This window comes from Microbaculum mangrovi, assembly GCF_051390635.1.
Lineage (GTDB): Bacteria > Pseudomonadota > Alphaproteobacteria > Rhizobiales > Tepidamorphaceae > Microbaculum.
Genome location: NZ_JBPODT010000002.1, coordinates 450,417 through 473,609 on the forward strand (window position 1 = coordinate 450,417; position 23,193 = coordinate 473,609).

23 protein-coding genes are annotated in these 23,193 nt (G+C 65.7%); 13 read left to right on the forward strand and 10 right to left on the reverse strand.

The window, feature by feature from the left end; genetic code table 11:
- The first annotated feature begins 1 nt into the window (after nucleotide 1).
- Nucleotides 2–712, forward strand: a complete 711-nt coding sequence (locus tag ACSF9G_RS08530) for a GNAT family N-acetyltransferase (RefSeq protein ID WP_436640506.1) — start codon at nucleotides 2–4, stop codon at nucleotides 710–712.
- On the opposite strand, the gene ACSF9G_RS08535 is transcribed toward ACSF9G_RS08530, so the two are convergent.
- Nucleotides 709–1,371, reverse strand: coding sequence for a cation efflux transmembrane domain-containing protein (locus tag ACSF9G_RS08535; RefSeq protein ID WP_436640508.1), 663 nt, complete (start codon nucleotides 1,369–1,371; stop codon nucleotides 709–711). The genes ACSF9G_RS08530 and ACSF9G_RS08535 overlap by 4 nt on opposite strands.
- Before the next feature lie 121 nt (nucleotides 1,372–1,492).
- On the opposite strand from ACSF9G_RS08535, the gene ACSF9G_RS08540 reads away from it, so the two are divergent.
- From ACSF9G_RS08540 to ACSF9G_RS08555, 4 genes are all read left to right on the forward strand, one after another.
- Nucleotides 1,493–2,248, forward strand: coding sequence for an SDR family oxidoreductase (locus ACSF9G_RS08540; protein WP_436640511.1), 756 nt, complete (start codon nucleotides 1,493–1,495; stop codon nucleotides 2,246–2,248).
- 9 nt (nucleotides 2,249–2,257) lie between these two features.
- Nucleotides 2,258–3,235, forward strand: a complete 978-nt coding sequence (denD, locus tag ACSF9G_RS08545) for a D-erythronate dehydrogenase (RefSeq protein ID WP_436640513.1) — start codon at nucleotides 2,258–2,260, stop codon at nucleotides 3,233–3,235.
- A 94-nt stretch (nucleotides 3,236–3,329) separates the two neighbouring features.
- A complete protein-coding gene (locus ACSF9G_RS08550) occupies nucleotides 3,330–3,635 on the forward strand; it encodes a monooxygenase (RefSeq protein WP_436640515.1) in 306 nt (101 codons plus the stop codon).
- A gap of 24 nt (nucleotides 3,636–3,659) precedes the next feature.
- Complete coding sequence (locus tag ACSF9G_RS08555) at nucleotides 3,660–4,256, forward strand: dihydrofolate reductase family protein (RefSeq protein ID WP_436640517.1); 597 nt, start codon at nucleotides 3,660–3,662, stop codon at nucleotides 4,254–4,256.
- A 52-nt stretch (nucleotides 4,257–4,308) separates the two neighbouring features.
- Here the strand turns inward: ACSF9G_RS08555 and ACSF9G_RS08560 are convergent, their stop codons facing one another.
- The 3 genes from ACSF9G_RS08560 to ACSF9G_RS08570 all read right to left on the reverse strand — a co-directional run bounded on the left by ACSF9G_RS08560 (nucleotide 4,309) and on the right by ACSF9G_RS08570 (nucleotide 6,663).
- Nucleotides 4,309–4,695, reverse strand: coding sequence for an AprI/Inh family metalloprotease inhibitor (locus tag ACSF9G_RS08560; RefSeq protein WP_436640519.1), 387 nt, complete (start codon nucleotides 4,693–4,695; stop codon nucleotides 4,309–4,311).
- An 11-nt stretch (nucleotides 4,696–4,706) separates the two neighbouring features.
- Nucleotides 4,707–5,672, reverse strand: coding sequence for a 2-hydroxyacid dehydrogenase (locus ACSF9G_RS08565; protein ID WP_436640521.1), 966 nt, complete (start codon nucleotides 5,670–5,672; stop codon nucleotides 4,707–4,709).
- 97 nt (nucleotides 5,673–5,769) lie between these two features.
- On the reverse strand, nucleotides 5,770–6,663 hold the full coding sequence (locus ACSF9G_RS08570) for a DMT family transporter (protein WP_436640523.1): 894 nt from the start codon (nucleotides 6,661–6,663) through the stop codon (nucleotides 5,770–5,772).
- 277 nt (nucleotides 6,664–6,940) lie between these two features.
- Here ACSF9G_RS08570 and ACSF9G_RS08575 point away from each other — a divergent pair, with 277 nt between their 5' ends.
- On the forward strand, nucleotides 6,941–7,669 hold the full coding sequence (locus tag ACSF9G_RS08575) for a GntR family transcriptional regulator (RefSeq protein WP_436640525.1): 729 nt from the start codon (nucleotides 6,941–6,943) through the stop codon (nucleotides 7,667–7,669).
- A gap of 12 nt (nucleotides 7,670–7,681) precedes the next feature.
- Here the strand turns inward: ACSF9G_RS08575 and ACSF9G_RS08580 are convergent, their stop codons facing one another.
- Complete coding sequence (locus ACSF9G_RS08580; protein ID WP_436640527.1) at nucleotides 7,682–8,443, reverse strand: DUF1194 domain-containing protein; 762 nt, start codon at nucleotides 8,441–8,443, stop codon at nucleotides 7,682–7,684.
- Nucleotides 8,444–8,635: 192 nt separating this feature from the next.
- On the opposite strand from ACSF9G_RS08580, the gene ACSF9G_RS08585 reads away from it, so the two are divergent.
- Both ACSF9G_RS08585 and ACSF9G_RS08590 read left to right on the forward strand, forming a co-directional pair.
- The gene (locus tag ACSF9G_RS08585; protein WP_436640529.1) at nucleotides 8,636–9,910 is read left to right on the forward strand and encodes an acetylornithine deacetylase/succinyl-diaminopimelate desuccinylase family protein; all 1,275 of its coding nucleotides are present in this window, start codon (nucleotides 8,636–8,638) and stop codon (nucleotides 9,908–9,910) included.
- A 64-nt stretch (nucleotides 9,911–9,974) separates the two neighbouring features.
- Nucleotides 9,975–10,214, forward strand: coding sequence for a hypothetical protein (locus ACSF9G_RS08590; protein ID WP_436640531.1), 240 nt, complete (start codon nucleotides 9,975–9,977; stop codon nucleotides 10,212–10,214).
- A 79-nt stretch (nucleotides 10,215–10,293) separates the two neighbouring features.
- Here ACSF9G_RS08590 and ACSF9G_RS08595 read toward each other — a convergent pair whose 3' ends face one another.
- Complete coding sequence (locus tag ACSF9G_RS08595) at nucleotides 10,294–10,503, reverse strand: cold-shock protein (protein WP_436640533.1); 210 nt, start codon at nucleotides 10,501–10,503, stop codon at nucleotides 10,294–10,296.
- 775 nt (nucleotides 10,504–11,278) lie between these two features.
- Between ACSF9G_RS08595 and ACSF9G_RS08600 the strand changes: the two genes are divergently transcribed.
- The 5 genes from ACSF9G_RS08600 (at nucleotide 11,279) to ACSF9G_RS08620 (ending at nucleotide 16,673) form a co-directional block, all read left to right on the forward strand.
- A complete protein-coding gene (locus ACSF9G_RS08600; protein WP_436640535.1) occupies nucleotides 11,279–12,760 on the forward strand; it encodes an ABC transporter substrate-binding protein in 1,482 nt (493 codons plus the stop codon).
- A gap of 143 nt (nucleotides 12,761–12,903) precedes the next feature.
- Nucleotides 12,904–13,857, forward strand: coding sequence for an ABC transporter permease (locus tag ACSF9G_RS08605; RefSeq protein WP_436640537.1), 954 nt, complete (start codon nucleotides 12,904–12,906; stop codon nucleotides 13,855–13,857).
- Nucleotides 13,850–14,704: an ABC transporter permease gene (locus ACSF9G_RS08610; RefSeq protein ID WP_436640539.1), complete on the forward strand. Its 855-nt coding sequence runs from the start codon at nucleotides 13,850–13,852 to the stop codon at nucleotides 14,702–14,704. The genes ACSF9G_RS08605 and ACSF9G_RS08610 overlap by 8 nt, the downstream gene beginning before the upstream one ends.
- On the forward strand, nucleotides 14,701–15,702 hold the full coding sequence (locus tag ACSF9G_RS08615; protein WP_436640541.1) for an ABC transporter ATP-binding protein: 1,002 nt from the start codon (nucleotides 14,701–14,703) through the stop codon (nucleotides 15,700–15,702). Before ACSF9G_RS08610 ends, ACSF9G_RS08615 begins: the two co-directional genes overlap by 4 nt.
- Entirely contained in the window at nucleotides 15,699–16,673 is a 975-nt protein-coding gene (locus tag ACSF9G_RS08620) for an ABC transporter ATP-binding protein (protein WP_436640543.1), read from the forward strand. The genes ACSF9G_RS08615 and ACSF9G_RS08620 overlap by 4 nt, the downstream gene beginning before the upstream one ends.
- Before the next feature lie 115 nt (nucleotides 16,674–16,788).
- On the opposite strand, the gene ACSF9G_RS08625 is transcribed toward ACSF9G_RS08620, so the two are convergent.
- The 4 genes from ACSF9G_RS08625 to ACSF9G_RS08640 all read right to left on the reverse strand — a co-directional run bounded on the left by ACSF9G_RS08625 (nucleotide 16,789) and on the right by ACSF9G_RS08640 (nucleotide 23,012).
- Nucleotides 16,789–19,893: an efflux RND transporter permease subunit gene (locus ACSF9G_RS08625; protein WP_436640545.1), complete on the reverse strand. Its 3,105-nt coding sequence runs from the start codon at nucleotides 19,891–19,893 to the stop codon at nucleotides 16,789–16,791.
- Between the two features lie 10 nt (nucleotides 19,894–19,903).
- A complete protein-coding gene (locus ACSF9G_RS08630; RefSeq protein ID WP_436640548.1) occupies nucleotides 19,904–20,938 on the reverse strand; it encodes an efflux RND transporter periplasmic adaptor subunit in 1,035 nt (344 codons plus the stop codon).
- 239 nt (nucleotides 20,939–21,177) lie between these two features.
- Nucleotides 21,178–22,023, reverse strand: a complete 846-nt coding sequence (locus ACSF9G_RS08635; RefSeq protein ID WP_436640550.1) for a sulfotransferase family protein — start codon at nucleotides 22,021–22,023, stop codon at nucleotides 21,178–21,180.
- Nucleotides 22,024–22,037: 14 nt separating this feature from the next.
- Nucleotides 22,038–23,012, reverse strand: a complete 975-nt coding sequence (locus ACSF9G_RS08640) for a glycosyltransferase family 2 protein (protein ID WP_436640552.1) — start codon at nucleotides 23,010–23,012, stop codon at nucleotides 22,038–22,040.
- Nucleotides 23,013–23,193: the final 181 nt, after the last annotated feature.

Consider the following 23,193-nt stretch of genomic DNA (forward strand, 5'->3'; position numbering starts at 1 on the left):
GGTGGCGCATAGCGAAGAGGACCTGTCCGGCTGGACGCCCCGGCCGCGCCCCTCCCGCGAGCCGATGCAGGGCCGGCTCGTCCGGGTCGAGCCTTTCGACATCGACAAGCATTCCGTCGACCTGTTCGAGGCCTATCGGCGCGATACGAAAGGCGCGCTGTGGGCCTATCTGCCCTACGGCCCCTTTGCCGACATCGACGCCTATCGCAAGCACGCCCGCACCGTGATGACGGGCGACGATCCGTACTTCCATGCGATCGTGGATCTGTCGACGGGCAAGGCCGTCGGCGTCGCCAGCCTGATGCGCATCGTTCCCGAGCATGGCGTCATTGAGGTCGGCCATATCTGCTATTCGCCGCTGCTCCAGCGCACTCCGGGCGCGACGGAGGCCATGTATCTCATGGCCAGCCGTGTCTTCGACGATCTCGGCTACCGGCGCTGCGAATGGAAGTGCAACGATGCCAATGCGGCCTCGAAGCGCGCCGCCGAACGGCTCGGATTCAGTTTCGAAGGAACGTTCCGCAAGCACCTGGTGGTAAAGGGTAAAAACCGGGACACCGCCTGGTTCTCGATCACCGACGACGAATGGCCGCGCCTGCGCGAGGCGTTCGAGACCTGGCTCGAACCGGCGAACTTCGATGACAAGGGAAACCAACGCCGCAGCCTGCAGTCCTTGACCGCGATGGCGCTGGATACCGCGAAAGGCGGCTAGGTCCTCTCTCGGATATCCTCGGCTTCCGCCTCCCACATGGCACGGACCAGCTTCCAGATGCCCCACAAGTTGAAGGTCGCGATCAGCAGGCCGGCGACGAGGTCGGGCCAGCGCTGGGCGAAATCGGAAATGGCGAGCGCGGCGACGATGACGCCGAGATCGGCGATGAAATCCCAGCGCGTCTGCCGCCAGGTCCAGCGCACGTCGTCGTCGCCGACGTCCATAACCCTGAGCCTCAGCGCGGTGATGACGTTCACCGCCAGCGAGATGGCCGCCACGGCGATCATTAGCCACGGATTGGGCAGCCGGCCGACGCCAAATCGGGTGAAGCCGATCCAGACGATCCAGAGGAAGGCGAACGCCGTCAGGCCGGCCACGATGACGGCGGCGAGGCGGTAGAGGCGCCGGTCGCGGCCTGCGAGCGCCAGCGCGGCGCCGGCGCTCAGGCCGTCGCGAAAGGAATCGATGGCGATCGCCATGACGGCGACGGAGCCGATAAGCAGCGCGACGAGCGCCTCGAAGCCGGCCAGGACGAGGCCGGCGATCGCCGCGAACCGGAGCGCGCCGGCTTCCTCGACGGTGGCGGGGGCGAGAAAGCCCTCGCCCCGGGCGCCGGGCGGTACCGGCTTCTGATCGAGTGGATCGATGTCAGGGATCACGATTTCGAGTCTCCTCGAACGAACATAGGTGATGATCGGCCTCGGCGGTTGCGCCGCGCGCGCGGACACAATAACGCTTCTGTGGTGCCGGCAGAAAGACCGGCGGCAGACGGAGGAAATGATGACTGGAAGGCTGAAGGGCAAGACCGCGTTCATAACGGCCGCCGCGGCTGGCATCGGGCGGGCCACGGCGATGGCCTTCGCTGCCGAGGGCGCGGCGGTGGTCGCCACCGATATCGACGAGGCCGGTCTTGCCGCGCTTTCGGACGGTGGGATTGCGCGAACCCTGCGCCTCGATGTGCGCGATACCGACGCGGTGACCGCCGCCGCCGAGTCGGTCGGTCCGGTCGACATCCTGTTCAACGCCGCCGGCTTCGTGCATCACGGCTCGGTGCTCGACTGCTCGGAAGACGACTGGGACTTCTCCTTCGACCTCAACGTCAAGGCGATGCACCGCACGATCCGCGCGTTCCTGCCGGGCATGCTGGAAAAGGGCTCGGGCTCGATTGTCAACGTGGCCTCGGGGGCGGGCTCTGTGCGCGGCATTCCGAACCGCTACGTCTATGGCGCCAGCAAGGCTGCCGTGATCGGTCTGTCCAAGGCGGTCGCCGCGGACTTCATCAAGCAGGGCATCCGCTGCAACGCGATCTGTCCCGGCACCATCCAGTCGCCCTCGCTGGATCAGCGCATCGCCACGCTGGCCGCGGAAACGGGCCAGGACGAGGCGAACGTGCGCCAGGCTTTCATCGATCGCCAGCCGATGGGACGGCTCGGTACCGCCGAGGAGGTTGCCATGCTGGCGGTCTACCTCGCCTCCGACGAGTCGTCCTACACGACCGGCCAGATCCACCTCGTCGACGGTGGCTTCGCGCTCTAGGAGAAGGTCATGGATATCCTCATTACCGGTGGCGCCGGCATGATCGGACGCAAGCTCGTCGAGAGGCTCGCTCGCGATGGCACCTTGAACGGCAGGAGGATCGATCGCGTCACGTTGCAGGACGTTGTCGAGCCGGCCACTCCGGCGGACGCGCCGTTCGCCGTCGAGACCCGCGTCACCGATCTGTCCACGCCCGGTGAGGCGGACACGCTGCTTGGGAACACGCCGGACGTGATTTTCCACCTCGCCGCTGTCGTCTCGGGCGAGGCGGAGACCGACTTCGACAAGGGTTACCGGGTCAACCTGACCGGCGTCCTCAACCTGCTGGAGGCGGCGCGGCGCGCCGGAAACGTCCCGCGGATCGTCTTCGCCAGTTCGATCGCCGTCTATGGCGCGCCGTTCCCCGAGCCGATCCCGGACGATTTCTTCCATCAGCCGCTGACCTCGTATGGCACCCAGAAGGCGTGCGCCGAGCTGCTTCTGGCCGACTACACCCGCAAGGGCTTGGTCGACGGCATCGGCATCCGCCTGCCCACGGTCTGCATCCGGCCCGGCAAGCCCAACAAGGCGGCGTCGAGCTTCTTCTCCGGCATCCTGCGCGAGCCGCTCGCCGGCGTGGAAGCGGTCTGCCCCGTGGATGAAACGGTCCGCCACTGGGTTGCCAGCCCGCGTGCGGCGACACAGTTTCTGGTCCATGCCGCCGGCCTCGACGGCGACAAGGTCGGCCCGCGCCGCAACCTGTCGATGCCGGGCCATTGCGTATCCATCCGCGAGATGCTCGATGCCCTGCGTCGCGTGGCAGGCGACAAGGTCGCCGACCGCGTGCGTTTCGTGCCCGACGATTTCATCCGCAGGATCGTCGCCGGCTGGCCGCAGAATTTCGCGACGGATCGCGCGCTTTCGCTCGGGTTCAAGGCCGATCCCGACTTCGACTCGATCATTCGCTATCACATAGAGGACGAACTCGGCGGCAAGGTCGCGGATTGATCTGGCGAGGGAGGCGCGATTACGCTCGCCGCCCGGACCGCAAGCAATTGATACCGCACGCTATCGATACCGTACGCAATCTCTGGAGATATTAATGGCGACGATCCTGCAATTCGATTTCCCCTATCCCGGCCCGTGGGGCGCGGACGGCACAAAGGCGCTCAAGGATTTGGCCGACAGCATCGCCGCCCAGCCCGGCCTGATCTGGAAGGCGTGGACGGAGAACGAGGCCGAAGGAATCGCCGGTGGCATCTACTATTTCAAGGACGAGCCGAGCGCGCTCGCCTACAAGGACATGCACGCCGCACGTCTCGCCTCCTTCGGCATCAAGGATATTCGGGCGAAGGTTTTCGACATCAACGAGGGCCTCTCGGAGATCACCCGGTTCAAGAGCGCCTGAGCCGAAGGTCGCGCAAGACATATGATGAGCTGGCCGGATCCCGGTACTAATCGCGCCCGGCACCGGGTGCCGGCGGGATACCGGGTCCACGGTCACGCCATCGTCTCCGCCGATGACTTCATCGCCGGGGCGGACGGGCTGACCCCTCCCGCGTTGCGCAACGAAGCCGACTGGCGCCGTTTCCAGGCAGCCCTCAACGAGGCGACCGTGACCGTTCTCGGCCGTCTCGGCCACGAGGCCAATCCGAACTATGCACGCCGCCGGCGCCTGGTGCTGACGCGGCGGGTTCAGCGGCTGAAGGAAGGGGAGGGCTGCTGGTGGTGGAATCCGGCCGGCATGAGCCTCGCCGATGCGTTGCAGGACGTCGCGCCCGGCGGCGGCACGATTGCGGTGCCCGGCGGCCAGCCGGTCTTCGATTTCTTCCTGGCGGTCGGCTATGACGCCTTCGATCTGGCGCGCGCCGAAGACGTCGTCCTGGGCGAGGGGACCACGGTGTTTTCCGGTCTGGAGCCCGGCAGGACGGCGAACGACGTGTTGCGGGACGCCGGCCTCGTCGCCGATCCGGCCGAGGTCCTCGACCCCGCGGCAAACGTCACGCTGACGGTCTGGTGGAAGACCTGACGTCGCCGGGGCGCGGCCTTCTTCTAAGGCGGCCGGCTACACGCGTGGCCGGCTACTCGGACTGCGAAAGCACCAACGGGTCGCCGTTGGCCGAGATTCCCGTGAAGACCGATTTCGCCTCGTCGTAGTTCATCTTCGCCAGCACCCTGCCGCCGTCGTTCAGGAACACCAACTCGTGGGGCACGTCGATGCGCCACTTGGTGGCCTGGCCCAGCGCCGGATTGATCCCGCTGCATTCGGCGCCGCCATCGAGATGGCGGCCGCCTTTGACCTCCGCGTCGCCGAGTATGAGCTGGCAGGCCTCCCCTCCCGTACCGAGGGCCCACGGGCCTTCCGTCAGGTCCATCTGTCGGACATCGATTTCCGCGGCCGTGCCGGGCGTGGCGTAGAAAAGCGTTGCGAGCCCGAGGGCCGCGAGGGAGGGGAGCGTCTTTCGCATCAGGGTTTCCTTCAGTCCCGCAGGGGTGTTTCGACGACCGGCGTCAGCGGTTTTCCGGTCTCGAAGTAAGATTTGAGATTGTCCACGCACAACTGACCCATCTGGTTGCGGGTGTGGACCGACGCCGAGCCCACATGCGGCAGAAGCACCACGTGCTCCATCTCCATCAGTTCGGCCGGCACGTGCGGTTCGTTCTCGAACACATCGAGCCCCGCCGACAGGATCTTGCCGGTCTTCAGCGCCTCCACCAGGGCCTTTTCGTCGACCACGGAGCCGCGACCGACATTGATCAGGATACCGTCCGGGCCGAGGGCGTCGAGGATCTCGGCGTTGATCATATGGGTAGTGGCGGGGCCACCGGGGGCGACCGACAGCAGGATGTCGACGTCGCGCGCCATGTCCACCAGATTGGCGTAATAGCCATAGGGGACGTCCGCCTGCTCGCTGCGGCCGTGATAGACGACAGGCACCCTGAAGGCGTCGAGCCGGCGGGCGATCGCCTTGCCGATGCGGCCGAGACCGACGATGCCGATGCGACGGTCGCGCAGCGAGGCCTTGGTGAGCGGGAAGGGACCTTCCGTCTCCCAGCGCCCGGCGCGCAAATGACGTTCGGATTCGGAGAGCTGGCGCACGGTCATCAGCAGCAGGCCGAGTGTCGTGTCGGCGACTTCCTCGGTCAGCACATCCGGTGTGTTGGTGACGTAGATGCCGTGTGCGCCGGCCCATTTCGCATCGACCGTGTCATAACCGACCCCGAAATTGGAGACGATCTTGAGGTTGGGCAAACGGCTCATCAGGGGGTCGTCGACGGGCGTGTGCGGGCCGACCGCGATCGCCTCGATCTTGTCGCTGATCTCACCGATCATCGCGTCGGCGTCGTCGGCTTCCCACAGCCGATGCACCTCGTAGGCGGCGTCGAGCTGCTCCATCACCATCCGCATCATCGGCCCGGTCATCAGGAGATGGCGTTTCGTCATCGTATGTAGCCTTCTTGTTTGCGTACACGTCCGAACAAGAACCTAGCTGTTTGTCCGGTTCTAGGAAATTCTTCCCTTAAGGCAAACTGTTTGTCGCCTATTGCGGACCTTCGACGGCCCGTTCGCGGAACAGCAGATAGAGGCCGGAGGCGATGACGATGCCCGCGCCCAACAGGTTGGCCGTCGTCGGCACATGACCGAACACGGCGAAGCCGAACAGGGTCATCCAGATGATCTGCACATAGATGAACGGCGACAGGATTGGCGCGGGCGCATAGCGGTGCGCGGTAATCAGGAAACCGTGTCCGACAAAGCCGAAGACTCCCGTGCCAACCATCAGCGCTATGGAAAGCAGATCCTGCGGCCAGACCCATACGAACGGCATGGCCGGCAAGAAGGCCAGGGTGCCAACGAGCGAGGCATAGAACTGCTGGACCCTGTTCGAATCGGTTGCCGTCAGGATGCGGGTGACGATGGCGTAGAGTGCGTAGCAGACGCTGGCCGCGATCGAGTACAGCGCCGCCCACTGGAAACCGGCGGTGCCCGGCTGCGTCACGACGAGAACGCCGGCGAAGCCGAACAGAACCGCCGCCCAGCGGCGCGGGCCGATCCATTCACCGAGCACCGGGCCGGCGATGATCGCCACGAGAAAGGGCGAGGAGAAGAAGATCGAGACGGTCTCCGACAGCGCCAGGTAGCGAAGCGCCATGAAATTGCCGAGCGTCGAGCCGAACAGCAGCATTCCGCGCACGACCATCAGCACCGGGCGCCTGGTACGCCACATCGAGGGCAGATTGCGTGGCCCCGCACTACCGACCGTCAGCACCAGATGGCCCAGGAAGCGAACGAAAACCACCTGAATAGCTGCGAATTCGACGACCAGCAGCTTGGCGAAGGTGTCCAGCGCCGAAAAGCATACCCCCGCGACAATCATCAGCAGGATGCCGCGCAGCCTCAGCGATTGCTCGTCGACACCGGACAGGACCGTCACGGCGCGACCGGCGTGTTCCGCGTCATGGAAGGTGAGGTCTGCAGGTGGGGCACTGGACCGGATCCATACGTCGTTCGCGCGAGGCGATATCTGTACATTGCTATACCGACGCCGGGCGGCGCAAAGGTCAATTGGTTTGGCGGTATGGTTGGGGCGCGAACAATGCATACGTCGCGGGTGGGGCGAGCGCGTTTCGGATCGGCAACCAGCAACTGCTTGTGGGATGGCCGCGGAACGGCATAGAACGCCCCCAGTGGAGTGATGTTGAGGACGAACCATGGCACAGGCCTCGTCGCGTACGCGGGTGCGACGCAAAGCGGACGCTGCGGCGAACGACGCTGCGGCGGAGGATCGGTCGCAACGCGAGCGCGCCTTTGCCGATATCCGGCGCCGGATCCTCGAGAACGAATTGCCCGCTGGCGTCCAGATGCTGGAAACGGAAGTCGCCGACATGCTCGGCATGAGCCGCACGCCGGTGCGCGAGGCGCTGATCCGTCTTGCCGAGGAGGGGCTTGTCGAAATCCGTCCCCGCCACGGCATGCGCGTCAAGCCGGTTTCGCCGGACGACATGCGCGAAATCTACGACGTGCTGACCAGTCTCGAGGCGACCGCCGCCTCGCTTGCCGCCGCCCATGGCCTGCCGCCGGCCGAGCTGGCCGCGCTGGACAGATCGGTCGCCGACATGGACAAGGCGCTGAAACGCGAGGACCTGAAAGCCTGGGCCAATGCGGACGAGCGCTTCCATGATCTGCTGGTGGCCGGGTCCGGCAACAAGCGCCTGCGCGATATCGTGGCGACGATGCGCGATCAGGCGCACCGGGCGCGGATGTCGACGCTGACGCTCAGGCCGCTGCCGACGGAATCCAACGAGGATCATCGCGCGGTCGTCGAGGCGATCCGCGACCGCGATCCCGACGCCGCCTTCGCCGCGCACCACCACCACCGCCAGCGCAGTGGCGCGATGCTGGTCGAACTGCTGACGCGTTTGGGGCTGGGGGCAATCTAGGCGGCGCGAGTCCTAGGGCCGGTCCCCGTCCATGAACATCTGCCACTGACGTTCTCCGATATCGCAGGGAATCCGCGGCGAAGCCGCCGACGTCCGGATCAGTTTCGGCCGCTCGATGCCGGCAATCTCCAGAACCAGCTTGTTGCGGATCGCCTCGGCGAACTCCGACGCCGATCGGACGGGAAGCAAAAAGGCGCCGGGGCCGCCGATCACGCAGTCCTCGTAATAGATATCGAGCTCCGTCAGGTCGAACAGCGAAAGCGGTCCGGTCGGGTCGGGCACGAAGGGCAGCCCGTTGATGGTGATGCCCTGCGCGATGGCCGCGTCGCGAGCGAGATCGGCGCGGCTACCCTGGTTGTTCGGCCCGTCGCCGGACACGTCGATGACGTGACGCAAGCCCCGGAAGCCGTTGTTTTCGAACAATTTGCTGGAAAAGATCAGCGCGCCGCTGATCGACGTGCGGCGCAGGCGGGCGATCGGCGCTTCGGCCAGCAGAGCCGACATTTCGGCCGCGGCCGCCTTCCCGTCGATCAGCAGCCAGTTGATCGTCACGTATTGCGAGATCGCGCCGGCCCATTCGACATAGGCCACCGCTATCTTGCCGTGTATCCCCTGTTCGATGGCGTCGATGACACGCGGATCGAGGAATGCCTTGACATAGCCTTCTCGCTGCAGGGCCTGTTCGTCCAGGTCCATGCTCAGCGACACGTCGACGGCGATGACGAGTTCGAGGTCGACGGTGATTTCGTCCTGCGCCCATGCCGGCTTGGGCACGCCAAAAAGCGTTGCGGTGAAAAGGCACACCGCCGCAGCCACAATCGTACCGATCCGGCCTCGCGATCGCATGGGAGACCAGAATAGGCCAATGGCTCGCGAAGCGCATTCACGAATTGGCGACCCGCGACACGGTCGCCTCTTGCCGGCGCGGGAATAGCCGGGTTCACTGGCGCGAACCGGAGGAATCGCATGCGCGACGCGCTATTCGCCCGTATCGACGCCAAGACTGACGAACTTGTCGAGCTGACCCGCACCCTCATCCAGATTCCGACGATAAATCCGCCGGGCGAGGATTACGAGGATTGTGCCCGACTGATCGGTGAGCGCATGCGCGCGCGCGGCTTCGAAATCACCTACGTGCGCGGCGATGGCACGCCGGGCGATTCCGACCGCTATCCCCGTGTGAACGTGGTGGCGCGCCGCGAGGGCGGATCGCCGGGTGCGTGTGTCCATTTCAACGGCCATACGGACGTTGTGGAAGTCGGCAAGGGCTGGACCGTCGATCCTTTCGCCGGGGTGGTGAAGGACGGCAAGGTGTTCGGTCGTGGCGCCTGCGACATGAAGGGCGGCATCGCCGCCTCGATCATCGCGGTCGAGGCCCTGATCGAGATGCACCCGGACTTCCCCGGCGCTTTGGAGATATCCGGCACCGTCGACGAGGAGACCGGCGGCTATGGCGGCGTCGCCTATCTCGCCCGGCAGGGCTATTTCTCCAAGCCCCGCGTCGACCACGTCATCATTCCCGAGCCGCTCAACGTCGACCGGGTCTGCCTCGGCCATCGCGGCGTCTGGTGGGCCCAGATCGAGACGCACGGGCGTATCGCCCACGGATCGATGCCATTCCTCGGCGACAACGCCATCCGCCACATGGCAGCGGTTCTGGAGCGCTTCGAGGACGATCTCTATCCGCATCTCGCCTCCAAGCGCACCGACATGCCGGTCGCGCCCGAAGGCGCACGCCAGTCGACCATGAACATCAACTCGATCCACGGCGGCCTCGGCGAGGATTTCGACGGCTGGCCCTCCGCCGTCGTCGCCGATTCCTGCCGCGTCGTCGTCGACCGCCGCTACCTGATCGAGGAAAGCTACGACGAGGTGAAGGGAGAGGTCGTCGATCTGCTCGAGAGGCTGAAGCGCGACCGGAAGAATTTCCGGTACGATCTCAAGGAATTGTGGTCGGTGCCGCCGACCATGACCGACAAGGATGCCGCCGTGGTGCGGGCCGTCGCCGCCGAGATCGAGGCCGTGCTCGGCAAGCCGGCCGACTATGTCATCTCGCCCGGTACCTACGATCAGAAACACGTCGCCCGCTTCGGCCACCTGCACGACTGCATTGCCTACGGACCCGGAATCCTCGACCTCGCCCACCAGCCCGACGAATATGTCGGCATCGACGACCTGGTCGCCTCCGCCAAGGTGATGGCGGCATCGGCCTGGTCGCTGCTGACGGGACAAGTGGCGTGACGGGTTGCGATAGATTGCGTGCTAAAAAGAGATTCCCGGAGATTCCGGAAATAGGGATTCGGTGATGGCCGATCGATCGAAACAGTCACGCGCCCAGGCCGAGGCGGCCTTCCGCAAGGCACAGAAAGCCGAGCGGGACAAGGACAAGTCTTCCGCGATGCGGGAGTACGAATCCGAAATCGAGGCGACTCGCAAGAAAACCGCGCGCCTGAAGGAACTGCGCATGGCCAAGGAAGCGGAGGACTCGAAGGCCGCGGCCAAGGCCCCCGCTGCGAAAAGAAAGAAACCGGCCCCCAAGGGCTGATCGGCCCGTACGGGCAAGAAAAAACCCGGCGATCGTCGATCGCCGGGTCTCTAGAAGTTCGCGAACCCGCGATGTCTGATCAGACAGTCTGCAGGTCGGAAGCGGCGGTCTTGCCGCTGCGCCGGTCGGTGGTGACTTCGAAGGAGACCTTCTGTCCCTCGACCAGACCGCGGATGCCGGCGGCTTCCAGCGCGGTGGCGTGGACGAACACGTCCTTCGAGCCATCGTCGGGCTGGATGAAGCCGTAACCGCGGCCAGCGTTGTAGAATTTCACGATACCAGTAGCCATTGAGGATTTTCCTGAAGCAAGAGCACGCACAGGCGAGCCCGGGCCGCGTGACGATCACACGGCCTTCCGTCCGAACTCAGCGATGTCTTGGAGGAACCCCTCTTCGTGGGGGCAGGACTGCAAGGCAGGCTGCAAGTCGAAGTGCGAAACATATAATCTTGCGTCCACAAGATAGCAAGGATAACCGGTGAAAGGTCTGCCGGCGACTTCGGATGGGCGCGACCGAAGCCGACACGGGTGGTGCATAGCCGCGATGGCGAAGGACAGCGAGCGGATCGTCGGTCTGTACGAGCGCCATGCCCTCGCATTCGACCGGGATCGTGGCAGGTCGCTGTTCGAGAAACCCTGGCTCGACCGTTTCCTGTCTCTCGTTCCTCCGGGTGGCCGGATCCTCGACCTAGGATGCGGGGCCGGCGAGCCCATCGCGCGCTATTTCATCGAATCTGGCTGCCAAGTGACGGGGGGTCGACGCGTCGCCGACGCTGATTTCTATCTGCGAGGAGAGGTTTCCGGGGCATGGCTGGACGCTGGCCGACAGCAGTTTCGGGGGCGAGCCGATCTACCACGCAAACCTTGATCCGCACGAATATCGCGCGCTGCTGCGGGAGCACGGCTTCGAGGAGATTGCCCACGTCGCCGAAGATCCGGGCTGCAACGGCCATACGGTCTGGCTCGCACGTGCAAAAGATACGCCCGCAACATCAACGAATTGACGCGCCTTCGCTGGTTTCTGCTACTCTCGCGGAAACGGGTATCGCGTTCGAGGGAGAATACAATGAAGCGTTTCGGTTTGTTCGCCGCTCTGGCGTTCGCCGTGGCGGCGGTGTCGACGCCGGCGCATGCCGCCAGGACCGATCTGACCATGGGCCTCGTGCTTGAGCCGCCGCATCTCGATCCGACCGCCGGCGCGGCCGCGGCTATCGACGAGGTGGTCTACGCCAACGTCTTCGAGGGGCTTACCCGCATCGATCGCAACGGCGAGGTCAAGCCGGCACTGGCGAAAAGCTGGACCATCTCCGAAGACGGCCTGACCTACACGTTCGCGCTCAACGATGGGGTCAAGTTCCACGACGGTTCCGACATGACCGCCGAGGACGTCAAGTTCACGCTCGATCGCGCCATGGCCGAGGATTCGACCAACGCCCAGAAGGCCCTGTTCGAGCCGATCGAGATGGTCGAGGCGCCTGATCCGAAGACGGTGGTCATCACCCTGAAGCGCCCGACCGGCCACTTCCTGTTCAATCTCGGCTGGGGCGACGCCGTGATCGTCGCGCCCGAGACAGCGGATACCAACAAGGAGCAGCCCGTCGGCACCGGCCCGTTCAAGTTCGTCGAATGGGTGCCGGGAGACCACATTACGATCGAGAAGAACCCGGACTACTGGGGCAATCCGGTTGCGCTCGACACGGCGACCTTCAAGATCATCCCCGATCCCGCCGCCGCCACCGCCGCGATTTTGGCCGAGGACGTCGACGCCTTCGCCATCTTCCCGGCTCCTGAAGCCCTGCCGCAGTTCGAGGCCGACCCGCGTTTCACCGTCGTCAGCGGTTCGACCGAAGGCGAGACCATCCTGTCGACCAACAACGGCAAGCCGCCCTTCGACAATCTCAAGGTGCGCCAGGCGATCGCCCACGCCATCGACCGGCAGGCGATCATCGATGGGGCCATGTTCGGCCTCGGCACGCCCATCGGCAGCCATTTCGCCCCGCACCATCCCGCCTATGTCGACCTGACCGGCACCTATCCCTACGACCCGGAGAAGGCCAAGGCCCTGCTCGCCGAAGCCGGATTCCCGGACGGCTTCGAGGCGACGCTGAAGCTGCCGCCTCCGTCCTACGCCCGTCGTGGCGGCGAAATCATCGCCGACCAGCTCGGCAAGGTCGGCATCAAGCTGGAGATCATTCCGGTCGAATGGGCGCAGTGGCTCGAGCAGGCCTTCAAGGGCAAGGACTACGACCTCACCATCGTCTCGCACACCGAGCCGATGGACATCGGCATCTATGCGCGGCCCGACTACTACTTCGACTATCACAACCCGAAGTTCAACGAGGTCATGGACAAGCTGGCCGCCGAGACCGACACGGAGAAGCGGTACGATCTGATGCGCGAGGCGCAGAAGATCCTGGCAGACGACGCGGTCAACGGCTTCCTGTTCGAGCTCGCCAAGCCCGGTGTCTGGAACGCGAAGCTCGAGGGCCTGTGGGAAAACAGCCCGGTTCAGGCCAACGACCTGACGGAGGTTCGCTGGACGGAGTGAGGTCGCCCGAGGATTTGTGCCGGGCCTCGCCGATGCGCCACCGCCCCGGTTCTCTTTCGAACACGGGGAGGGGCGTCCGGTGCGTTGCATCGGGCGGTCCAGGGTAAGTCCCGGGCGCTCATGCTCACTTGGTCGACCCGTTCATGAGCCAGCTCCTCGCCAAACGCCTGGCCGCACTGGTCGCGACGCTGTTCGCGACCTCGCTGATCGTCTTCCTGGTGATGGCGGTGCTACCCGGCGACCCGGCGCAGATCATCCTCGGCATCGGCGCGCAGGAGGATACGCTCGCCGCGCTACGCCACGAGCTCGGTCTCGATCGGCCGCTGATCGAACAGTATTTTCTCTGGGTCAGCGGGCTGCTGACGGGAGACCTCGGCGAGTCCTACACCTATTCGCGGCCCGTCTCCGAGTTGATCGGCCAGCGTGTGCTCGTCAGCCTGCCGCTGGCGATATTCGCCATCATCCTTTCGACCGCCATCGCCATTCCCGCCGGCGTCTTCGCCGCCGCGAAGCACAACAAGGTCGCCGATGTCGGCGTCTCGGCGCTGGCGCAGATCGGCATCGCCATCCCGAACTTCTGGTTCGCGATGCTGCTGATCCTGTTCTTCGCGGTAACGCTCGGCTGGTTTCCCGCCGGCGGCTTCGCCGGCTGGGACGATGGCGTTCTGCCGGCGCTGCGATCCCTCCTGTTGCCGGCCGTCGCGCTGGCGCTGCCGCAGGCGGCGATCCTGACCCGCGTGACCCGGTCCGCCGTGCTCGAGGTGCTCGGCGAGGACCATGTTCGCACGGCCCGCGCCAAGGGGCTGACGCGCGGCGCCGCGCTCAGGCGCCACGCGGTGCGCAACGCGCTGATCCCGGTGGTCACGATCATGGGCCTGCAATTCTCGTTCCTGCTCGCCGGCACCATCGTCATCGAGAACGTCTTCTATCTGCCGGGTCTCGGCCGGCTGCTCTTCCAGGCGATCGCCCAGCGCGACCTGATCGTCGTGCAGTCGCTGGTAGTGCTTCTCGCCGGGGCGGTGGTGATCGTCAATTTCATTGTCGACCTGGCGTACCTGGTGATCGACCCACGGCTGAGGAAGGCCGTCCATGGCTGAGGCGGCCGCCATCCGCGAGGTCTTGTCGAAGGGATTGAGATCGAGCGCCTTCGTTCTCGGCGGCGCGATCACGGCGGTGTTCGTCTTCGTCGCCGTCGTCGCGATCGTCTGGACGCCGTTCTCTCCGACGGCAATGAACATCCCCGACCGGCTGCAGCCGCCGTCCTGGACGCACTGGTTCGGCACCGACCAGTTCGGCCGCGACGTCTTTTCCATGATCATGAAGGGCAGTCACAATTCTGTGCTGGTGGCCGTCGTCGCGGTGGGCATCGGCATGGGGCTCGGCGTTCCGCTCGGCGCGGCCGCGGCGGCGCGGCGCGGCTGGATCGACGAGATCGTCATGCGTTTCTCGGATTTCGCCTTTGCCTTTCCCTTCCTGCTGTCGGCGGTGATGATCACCGCGCTGTTCGGCCCCGGCGCAGTCAATTCCATCATCGCCATCGGCATCTTCAACATTCCGGTCTTCGCCCGGCTGACGCGCGGCTCTGGCCTGTCGGTGTGGCAGCGGGACTACGTGATGGCCGCCCGCGCGGCGGGAAAGGGCGCGGCGCGGATCACCGCCGAACACATCCTGCCCAATATCGCCAGTGTCCTGATCGTCCAGGCGACCATCCAGTTCGCGCTGGCGATCCTCGGCGAGGCAGCGCTGTCCTATCTCGGCCTCGGCACCCAACCGCCGCAGCCGTCCTGGGGCAAGATGCTGAACGAGGCCCAGACCATGGCCGCGATCGCGCCCTGGCTCGTCATCTTCCCGGGGCTCGCGATCGTCTTCACCGTGCTGGGCCTGAACCTGTTCGGCGACGGTCTGCGCGACGTGCTCGACCCCAGGCTGAGGCGGGCCCGATGACGGCGCTGCTCGACATCCGTGATCTGGTGCTCGAATTCCCGCTTCCCGGCGGCGCGGCGCGTGTGCTGCATCACGTCGATCTGCAGGTCGCGCCCGGAGAGTCGGTCGGCATCGTCGGCGAATCCGGCTGCGGCAAGTCGATGACGGCGCTCGCCGCCATGGGGCTGACGCCGGATGGCGCCGAGGTCTCCGGATCCATCCGGCTCGATGGCCGGGAAATCCTCGGCCTCGGCGATGCGGCGATGAGCCGGATCCGCGGCAAACGCATCGGCATGATCTTCCAGGAGCCGATGACCGCGCTCAATCCCGTGCGCACCATCGGCGATCAGGTCGCCGAGGGGCTGCGCCTGCATCTCGGGCTGTCGGACGCCGAGGCCCTGGACCGCGCCGTGGCGATGCTGGAGCGGGTCGGTCTGCCGCGATCGCGATTTTCGCCCGATCTCTATCCGCACCAGCTTTCCGGCGGCCAGCGTCAGCGGGTCGTTATCGCCATCGCGCTCGCCTGCGGCCCCGAGCTGCTGATCGCCGACGAGCCGACCACCGCGCTCGACGTCACGATCCAGGCGCAGATCCTCGACCTGATCTGCGAGGTGACGGCGGAAGCCGGCATGGCGCTCCTGATGATCAGCCACGATCTCGGTGTCATCGCCGAGACGACCGACCGGATGCTGGTCATGTATGCCGGCACCGTGGTGGAGGAAGGGCCGACGGCGGCGGTCTTCGCCGACATGGCCCACCCCTACACGCAAGGGCTTTTCGCGGCGATGCCGGCGGCGGAACTCGTTCGCGGGGAGGGGATCGGCGGCGCGCGGGGGCGGCTGACCACGATTCCCGGCCAGGTGCCGGATCCGCGCGAGCCTCGTGTCGGCTGCCCCTTCGCCGCGCGCTGCCCGCGCGCCCGCGAACGCTGTCGTATCGAGGCGCCCGCGGCCGATCCGTTCGGACCCGACCACACCGTGCGCTGCTTCTATCCGGGCAGGGAGGAGAGGGCGGCATGAGCACGCCCCCCCTCATCGAGATCGACAACGTCGTGCGCGACTATGCGCTGCCGCGGCCCGGTCTGTTCCAGCCGCATCCCGCGTTCCGCGCCGTGCACGGCGTTTCGCTTGCGATCGAGAGCGGGCGGAGCCTTGGGCTCATCGGTGAATCCGGCTGCGGCAAGTCCACGCTCGCCCGTATCGTCCTCGCCCTCGATCGCCCGACCGAAGGCACCGTGCGCCTCGACGGAGAAGACCTGTTCTCGGTCTCGCGGGCCCGCCTCGCCGTGCTGCGCCGGCGCATGCAGATCGTCTTTCAGGACCCTTATGGCTCCCTGGACCCGCGCCACAAGGTCGGCTGGATCGTCGCCGAGCCGTTGAGCGTGCTCGCCGCCGACCTCGGCCGTGCCCAGCGGCGCCAGCGCGTCGCCGAGGCGCTCGACGCCGTCGGCCTGTCGCCGGCCCATGCCGACCGCTATCCGCACGAGTTCTCCGGTGGCCAGCGCCAGCGGATCGCGATCGCCCGCGCGCTCGTCACTGGCCCCGAACTGATCGTCGCCGACGAGCCGGTCTCCGCCCTGGACGTATCGATCCAGGCGCAGATCCTCAACCTGATGATGGAGTTGAGCGAGGCGTGCGGCGTCACCTTCCTGTTCATCAGCCACGACCTGACGGTGGTCAGTCACGTCACCGACGACGTTGCGGTGATGTATCTCGGACGCGTGGTCGAACAGGGGCCGACAGCGCAGGTGTTCGCGGCGCCGGCGCATCCCTACACGCAGCTTCTTCTCTCCGCCGTTCCCAAGCCCGATCCGGCTTTCCGCCGCCGCGCCAAAGGAGTGCCCATCGAACCGCCGGCCGCACCGGCGGAAGGCGCGTGCCCCTTCGCGCCGCGCTGCCCGAGGGCGACGGAGAGGTGCCGGATGGAGGATCCGGCGCTGGAGGCGTATGGAGCGGGCCGGAAAGTGGCGTGCTTTCACCCGGTCGGGTGAAAGCGGTCGCCGCGTCCTCTGCCGGTTCCCGAAAAGGCTGGACCTAGGTCCAGGCGACAGGCTGCAGTGCCCCGCCCGTGGCGGCCGCCTTCACGGGGCGTGCGCCGAAGTTGGCCTACTCCGCCGCCTGCGGCAGGTCCTTCTTTCCGACAGCGTGGATCTGGGCCATTTCCTCGTCGCTCGCCCCGGGCGCCTTGCTGCTGGCGATATAGGTGTAGACCACCGGGATCACGAACAGCGTGAAGAAGGTGCCGACCAAAAGGCCGCCGACGATGACGAGGCCGATGTCCTGTCGGCTTTCGGCGCCGGCGCCCATGGCGATCGCAAGCGGCACCGCGCCGAGCACCATGGCGCCCGTGGTCATCAGGATCGGGCGCAGTCGCAGCACCGAGGCCTCGATCACGGCGTCGCGCATGTCCTTGCCGGCCGCCCGCAGCTGGTTCGTGAACTCCACGATCAGGATGCCGTGCTTGGTGATGAGGCCGATGAGGGTGACGAGGCCGACCTGGCTGTAGATGTTGAGCGTCGAGCCGTCGAGCCAGAGCGCCAGCAGTCCGCCGGTGATCGAAAGCGGCACGGTCAGCATGATGATCAACGGGCTGCGGAAGCTCTCGAACTGGGCGGCCAGTACCAGATAGATGAAGGCGAGGGCGAGCCCGAACGTCACGTAGATGCTCGTGCTGGAGCTCTTGAACTCGCGCGACTGGCCACCGTAGTCGGTGCGCGCGTCCAACGGCAGCGTATCGGCCGCGACCTCGTTCATGAAGGCGAGCGCCTGGCCTAGCGTGTAGCCGGGTGCCAGGCTGGCGGTGATCGAGGCCGAGCGCAGTTGGTTGAAGTGGTTGAGCTGGCGCGGCGCCACGGTTTCCTCGACCGTCACCAGGTTCGACAGCTGCACCATGTCGCCGTGCGCCGATTGCACGTAGATCTTTCTCAGATCGTCCGGGTTGGTGCGCTCGACGTCGGCGATCTGCACCACCACGTCGTACTGGTCGCCGCCGCGCTTGAAGCGGGTCACCTGGCGCCCGCCCAGCAGCGTCTCCAGCGTCCGGCCGAGCGCGGCGAGATCGACGCCGACGTCTGCGACCTTCTCGCGGTCGACCTCGACCTTCAGCTGCGGCTTGGTCAGCTTCAGGTCGGAATCGACGTTCACCAGCCCTTCGTTTTCGGCGGCGCGTGCGACGAAGGCGTCGACGAAGCCCTGCAGTTCCTCGTATGGCCGCGACGTCTGGATCACGAACTCGACCGGCGAGGATCGGATAGACTGGCCCAGCGGCGCCGGCGTCGAGGGGAAGGCGCGCACGCCGGCGACCTGACCCATCTTCGGCATCATCGATCCGGCGACCTGCTGAGCGGTGACGGTGCGCTCGCTCCAGGGATTGAGGCCGAGGAAGGCGATGCCCTGGTTTGCGAGCGGCGTGCCGACGATGACGAAGTAGCGCTGCAAGTCGGGAACATCGGCGAAGATGTCCTCGATCTGGCGGGCGTAGCGGTCGGTATAGGCGACGGTGGCGCCTTCAGGTCCGCTGAAGAAGCTGACGATGGTGCCCTGATCCTCGTAGGGCGCGAGCTCGGAATTGATGTTCTTGATGAGGAAATAGCTCGAGCCGGCCACGGCCAGGCCGAGCAGGATGATGAGCGGGCGCACCCGCATGGCCCCGCGCAGCAGCCCGCGATAGCCCGCCGTCAGCGAGTTTAGGCTGGTTTCGAACACCTGATAGAGCCAGTTGTGCCGGGTCTGGTGCTTCAAGAGCATCGCGCACATCATCGGCGTGGCGGTCAGAGCCACGAACCCCGACACCAGCACCGCCCCTGCAAGGGCCAGCGCGAATTCGGTGAACAGACGACCGGTCGATCCCTGCATGAAGCCGATCGGCACGTAGACGGCGGCAAGCGTGAGGGTCATGGCGATGATCGCGAAACCGATCTCGCGCGCGCCCTTGAAGGCGGCGGCCACCGGCGCCATGCCGTCCTCGATATGCCGGTGGATGTTCTCCAGCATGACGATGGCGTCGTCCACGACGAGGCCGATGGCGAGGACCATCGCGAGCAGCGTCAGCGTGTTGATCGAGAAGCCGAACAGGTACATCAGCGCGAAGGCGCCGATCAGCGACACCGGGATCGTCACAAGCGGGATGATGGTGGCCCGCAGCGAACGCAGGAACAGGAAGATGATCAGCACGACCAGCACGATGGCCTCGCCGATCGACACATAGACGTTGCGGATGGATTCCTGGATGAACAGCGTGCGGTCGTAGGACGTCGTCAGCACCATGCCCTCGGGCAGCGACTCCTCGATGCGCGGCAGCGCCGCCTTGACCTCGCTGGAGATGTCGAGCGGGTTGGCGGTCGCCTGCTTGATCACGCCGATCGCAACCGCCGTATTGCCCTTGAAGCGGACATTGCGGTCTTCGTTGCGTGGGCCGATCTCGGCGCGGCCGACATCGGCGAGGCGGACGAGATAGCCCGTATCGGTCTGCCGGATGATCAGGTTGTTGAATTCCTCGACCGTCTTGAGGTCGGTTTCCGAGAGGACGGTGAATTCGCGGTCGCGGCTTTCGATAAGGCCGGCTGGGATCTCGACGTTCTGCTGCCTGAGCGCCGCCTCTACGTCCTGGACCGTGACGCCGTAGCCCGCCATCCGTGCGATGTCGAGCCAGATGCGCATGGCGTATTCGCGGTCGCCGTAGATGCCGATCTGGGCGACGCCCGGAAGGCTCTGAAGCTGGTCCTTGACCACCTTTTCGGCGATTTCCGAGACCTCCAGCGGGCTGTGCGAACCGGTCGAATAGAGCGAAAGATAGATCACCGCATGGGCGTCGGCCTCCACCTTGCGGATGGTCGGCTCGTCGATTTCGTCGGGCAGCTGCCGGCGCACGCGGGACACGCGGTCGCGCACGTCCGCGGCGGCGTCGGCGGGACTGCGGTCCAGATTGAAGGTGATCGATATCTGGCTGCGTTCCTGCCGGCTGGTCGAGGTCATGAAGTCGATGCCCTCGATACCGGCCAGCGTATCCTCCAGGACATTCGTTACCTTGGTCTCGATGATCTCGGCGCTGGCGCCGGGATAGGACGTGTCGACGCTCACCACCGGCGGATCGATATTCGGGTATTCCCGCACCGACAGCCGGTCATAGGACACGAGCCCGACCAGCACGATCACCAGACTGAGCACAGTGGCGAATACCGGCCGGCGGATGCATATCTCCGAAAGTGTCATGCGACCGGCCTCAGGATGCCGACGGAGCGGTTGCCGCGGCGGGGGCCGCGGCGGGCTCGTCCAGCATTTTCACGTCGACCGCGGCTCCGTCGCGAAGCTTCATCTGCCCGGCGACCACCACCACGTCGCCCTCCGACAGGCCCTTCAGGATCTCGACCGTGCCGTAGCGGCGTTGGCCGAGCGTGATCGGTGTCAGCACCGCCTTGCCGTCGACGACCCGGTAGACGAAATTGTCGCCGCCCTGCGACACGATCGCGTCCTCCGAGGTGATGATGGCGTTGTCGCGCACCGCCGTCTGCAATCCGACGCGGGCGAACAGGCCGGGGCGCAGTATTCCGTCCGGATTGGGGACTTCCGCGCGCAGCGCGATCGAGCGGCCCGCCGGATCGATCTGCGGATTGATGGCGTAGACCGTGCCGGTGAATTCGCGGTCGCCGAGCGCGTCGACCTTGAGCCGCACGCTGGCACCGGTTCGGACGTCGGCCAGGTACCGTTCTGCGATCGAGAAATCGACCTTGATCGGGTCGATCTTTTCGAGATTCACGAGTTTCGCGCCGGGCTGCACATAGTCGCCGCGGCTGACGTTGCGCAGCCCGACAATGCCGTCGAAGGGGGCGGAGATCTTGGTCTTCTCCAGCCGCACCTCCGCCATGGTCAGGAGTGCGCGGGCGACCTGCATCTCAGACAGGGCCTCGTCGCGCGCCCGGACCGTGCCCACCTTGTTCTTGAGAAGACCGTCGGCCCGATCGAAGTTGCGCTGCTTGAGGTCGTAATTCGATTGCGCCTCGGCGAGCTGCGCCTCGTAGACCGAGGGATCGAGCTGAAACAGCAGCTCCCCTTCGTCGACCGGCATGCCTTCGTCAAAGGCGATCACCTCGATGCGGCCGGCGATCTCAGGGCTGATATCGGCGGATTCGGCCGACAGAAGCGTGCCTACGGCGGTCGCCTCCTCGACGACGCGCGCCACCGTAATGCTCCGTGCCTCGACCGTTACGGGGCCGCGCTGCGCCAGAGATACCTCTGTGAAGGATGCTGACGCAAACATGGCCAGCGCCGCACAGATGGCGGCACTTCGTACCGACCCGACAACTATTTTCGCCAACTGGCTGTCCTTTCTCGGCGAACCCGCTCAATCCGGCTTCGCGCGCAATCCCTGACCGCCCACCGAGCGGCCCGTGACCGACGGGGGTATTCAAGGTCGGATAAGGATGGCATCGGGCGCCGCGCGGTCAAGAGGGAGCCGATCACGTGTTCGCGGTCTAGCTTGCGGACCCGGTATCGTTTTCAAGGGGCTCCGGCGGCCTTCAGGCGCTCGCGCAAGGCCGCGGCGGGCATCGCTTCCGCCTGGTCGGCGCTGACGGCGCGCAAGGCCTCATAGGCCGCCTTTGCCTCCCGGTTGTCGATCGGCAGGTCCGCGGTGCGGTGGTGCCGTTGGTTCAGGTCGATCCTGCTGACGGCGGCCTCGACATCGGCGCTCGTGCCGATGACCCCGGAAACGAAGGTGGCCAGCCTGGAGATGCGCTCCCGTGCCTGCGGTGTAAAGAACTGATCGTAGTCGACGAGCAGAACCGGTTCGTCGCCCGAAAGCAGGCGGATGAAGTCGCGGTTGTGTTGCAGCCACATACGCGTCCCGATTGCCTTCGGCATCAGATCCCGCCGGGAGATCGAACGGCGGACGGCTTCCGGGTGGCGGAAGCAAAAGACGGTGCCTTCTACCGGAATCTGGTCATGCCAAAGGCCGTAGGTGACGGCGAAGCGCGGATCCTTGACGAACAGCCCCCGCGTGTGCGTCCCGAACGCCCCGATTTCTGGAGCCAGCGCATCGGCGCGTTTCCGCAACGTCGCCTCCGACGTCGACAACAGGTAACGCCACTTGCCCGACGTGAAGATGTTGACGAGCCGCTTCGCCGGGTTCGCCGGCGGGTGGATCCAGTTGTCGATGTCGACCCCGAGCCCGAGCAACAGCCGCAGATTGATGCCGACGGCTTCCTTGCTCTCGTAGTAGCCGCTCTGGTTCCATTGGTCGGCGGCGATCAAGTCGCCGGGATCGCCGAACGGTGCGCCGAGCTCGCTGAGCAGCATCGCCGTCATGGACGTGCCGGAACGGTGCATGCCGGTGACGACGATCATGGTCGCGCGGCCCCTTATTCCCAGGAGGCGATGATGGCGCGGTCGGGCTGCTTTCGCGTGCCGAAACCGACGGCGCGGCTCGCCACGTAGATCGGACGGCGTTTGGATTCCAGGTGGATGCGTCCGACATAGAGACCGACCACGCCGGTCACCATCAGCTGAATGCCGCTGAGGAACAGGATCAGTGTCGCCGTGGAGGCCCAGCCCGAGATTTCGTAGCCACTGAAAATGGCGCGGATGACGATGTAGATCGCGTAGACGAACGCGAAGAGCGACACCAGCGATCCGATCTGGACGATTGCCCGCAGCGGCCAGTCGGAGAAGCTGAACACCGCCGCGGCGGCCAGCTTGAGCATCTTGTGCAGCGGGTATTTCGTCTGTCCGGCGAAACGCTCGTTCCGGTCGAAGGCGACCTCGGTCTGGCGGAAGCCGTTCCAGGCGAACATGCCGCGCACGAACCGGTCCTCTTCGCGCAGGTAGAGGAAGGCGTCGAGCGCCGACCGGTCGACAAGACGGAAATCGCCGGTATCGAGCGGGATATTGAAGGGGGTCAGGAACGAGAGGATCCGGTAGAACGCCTTGGCGGTCGACCGCTTGAACCAGCTCTCGCCCTTGCGGCTGCGCCGGCGCGCGTTGACGACCTGGTACCCTTCCTTCCACTTCGCGATCAGGTCCAGGACCGTCTCCGGCGGATCCTGCAGGTCGGCGTCCATGACGATGACCGCATCGCCGCTGGCCAGATCCATGCCGGCGGTGATCGCGAACTGATGGCCGAAATTGCGGCTGAAGGCGATGATCTTGACGCGCTCGTCCTTGCCGTGCAGCGCCTCGAGCATGGGCAGCGATCGATCGGAACTGCCGTCGTCGATAAAGACGAACTCGACGTCTCCGTCGATTTTCTCCGCGAGCTGGCTCAGGCGTGCATACAGCTCGTTGATCGTCTCTTCTTCGTTGAAGACGGGGATGACGAGGCTGAACACGTGTTTCATCGCTGCATGTCTTGGAATTGCGGATTTGCCTTGCACCCTGTCGCGCCCAGTCCGGGTCGCGCGGCGGCGCAGGTCTTCACGGGTCGCCGTTTTTTCACTGTGCGGACGGGCAAAGTCAATCTAAACGACACCGGTTGCCGGCGTTGCGCCTGTTTGGCCGCGCCGATATCATCCGCCCGCG